The organism is Moorena sp. SIO3I6 (genome assembly GCF_010672095.1).
In genome coordinates this window covers 1-2540 of sequence record NZ_JAAHHU010000640.1, presented here as the reverse complement: position 1 = coordinate 2540, position 2540 = coordinate 1, and the positions used below count along the sequence as shown (strand labels likewise).

Below are 2540 nucleotides of genomic sequence, written 5' to 3'. Positions count from 1 at the left end.
GTGCGACGTGAAAGCGTCTGAATGAATCGAAACCTGAAATGGTTTTCTGAGGAGTGCATCCCTCAGCCTGCCGAGATGAGAGGGGAAGAGTAATCGGAACCTGTGTGCAGATTCTCGATAAAGTCCCGAAAGGGAAAGGTGATTGAAAGTGGAGTCACACCACCATTATTGCTCGCAGGAAGACTGACAATGGTTAACGAAAGTGAACGTTTGCCGCCTCGTTACATTTAAATGGTGAAAGTGACTGAAACACCGTAGTCAAAATGACAACGAATCCGTTACTAAGAAGTTTAGTCGTGCGTCTACTAAACTTGATGCAACGAAGGATTCCGGGGTATGGAACGAACCTAAAGACAGTTGTAAACTTCATTCAGATGAACACGGAAAACCCTGACTTTTCAACTGCCTTCACGGCAAAGTGGATTGTAAATGAAACCGAGAGTTGACAGGGAACAGGAGACTGGAAGAAGCGAATGGTATCAAGACGAAAGTCAACGGGAAAATCCAAAGGATATAACCGGATACATAGATTCAATGAATCATACCGAGAGGTAGCTGACGTCCAGTTGGTCTAATCAGAATATTCAACACCTTGAAAAAGAATATTACGGAGATGAGAAGTGGAACCGGTAACGGTACTGAAATCGAAGACTGGCAAGAGATTAATTGGAAAATTGTCAACCGCCAGGTATTCAAAATTCAAAAGAGAATATTCAAGGCCACCCAACTTACCCAATCTAATGGCAGCTGGAAAAAAGTAGTAAACCTGATGAAGTTGTTAATAAACAGCAAATCAGCACTACTACTGGCAATACAAAGGGTAACACAGATTAATAAAGGCAAGGGAACTGCGGGAGTAGACGGAATAACCGCTCTAACTCATGAACAGAGAACCAACCTAATTAAAAAGTGGAACTGGAGTAAAGTAAATCCAACCAAGCGAATATACATACCGAAACGGAACGGTAAGAAAAGACCTCTGGGAATACCCACCATAAACGACCGAATTGGTCAAGCCATCCTAAAAATGGCATATGAACCGGTATTTGAAGTGTATTTTGAACCAGGAAGTTACGGATTCCGACCCGGAAGGAGTTGTCACGATGCCATCCAAGATGTCTTCTCAACCTTGAAGAAAGGGAGTTCTCACAGATGGGTGCTAGATGCAGATATCAAAGCTGCATTTGACAATATCTCTCATGAATTCATAATCGAGAAGATAAAAGGATTTCCAAAAAGGAACGTCGTACTGAAATGGTTAAAGGCTGGATACATGGAAGAAACCAAATTCTCTGAAACCAAAACAGGGACACCTCAAGGCGGAATAATAAGTCCACTAATAGCAAATGTTGCACTGGATGGTATACAGGAATGGATTTCCAAACCTATGGAAACCATTACATATAAAACCAGAAACAGGGGCAAGGACATCAAAAAGAAAAAGGAGGTAAACAAATATAAATTTGCTAGATATGCGGACGATTTTGTTATAACCAGTCAAACCAGGGAAAATCTTGAAGAGATAATCCCTCAGTTAGAATCATGGTTAGCCCAAAGAGGATTGAAACTGAATAAAGCTAAGACTCAAATCAGAGATATCAGAAAAGAGGGATTCTCATTCCTCGGATTTGATATACGGCAATTCAAAGGCAAGACACTCAGGTATGGAAGCAACAGGTATAAACGTTTTGCTCACAAAATGAGAATTAACGCCAAACCTAATGCAAAACGGATACCTTCCCCTAATGCCAAATTAAAAGAAGAAGAGTGTTACTCATGCTTCATAATACCTGGTAAGAAGGAAACCAAAGAATTCCTAACCAATATACGGGAATATCTCAAGAATGAAGGAAGAGTGTTGAGCTTCGATACGGTGTTAAATAGACTCAACTCTAAAATCAGAGGATGGCTAAATTACTACCGTTTTGTATGCTCCAAAAAGACATTTTCGAAAATCAGGAAAGAGGTATTAGATGCCATATACAGGTACCTAAAAAGGAAACATCCTAAGAAGTCCTGGAAATGGATTAAACGGAAGTACTACACAAAAATTGACCAAGACCCTCACAATCCATATGCCGACATCAAAGGTAAAAGGAAGAACAGAGAAGTCTTAGTCAACGCTGCCAAGGATGTACCTATAATCAGATTTGAGAAGGTAAAAGGGAAAAATTCACCATTTGACCCCACACTAATCGAATACTGGAAAAAGCGCCAAACGAAATGGGGTAAAACCAAATTCGCTAAAGGCAGCAAATATGAACAAATCTACACCAGACAAAAAGGCATATGCCCTATATGCGGAAAGCCAATTTGTTTGGACGAAGCGTTCGAGGTACATCATATAGTGCCAATCAGGGATGGAGGCAACAACAGCAAGGCGAATCTAATGATTCTACACCAACACTGTCATAAAGCCAAAAATAAACATCTACACAAAAGGGTGGACTGAATAGGCTTGAGCCGGATGAGTGTGAAAGTCTCAAGTCCGGTTCTTAGGGGAGGAGGAGATGGTAACATCTCCTGCCTTACCCGCCAAA

The 2540-nt window shown here is 40.9% G+C and carries 2 protein-coding genes; one reads left to right on the top strand and one right to left on the bottom strand.

Annotated elements, in window-relative coordinates:
* Positions 1-370: 370 nt before the first annotated feature.
* Positions 371-535, bottom strand: a complete 165-nt coding sequence (locus tag F6K49_RS40715; RefSeq protein ID WP_293106617.1) for a hypothetical protein — start codon at positions 533-535, stop codon at positions 371-373.
* A gap of 57 nt (positions 536-592) precedes the next feature.
* On the opposite strand from F6K49_RS40715, the gene F6K49_RS40710 reads away from it, so the two are divergent.
* Positions 593-2452 (top strand): reverse transcriptase domain-containing protein, encoded by a 1860-nt coding sequence (locus F6K49_RS40710; RefSeq protein WP_293083389.1) that lies wholly within the window; start codon positions 593-595, stop codon positions 2450-2452.
* The last annotated feature ends 88 nt before the right edge of the window (positions 2453-2540 follow it).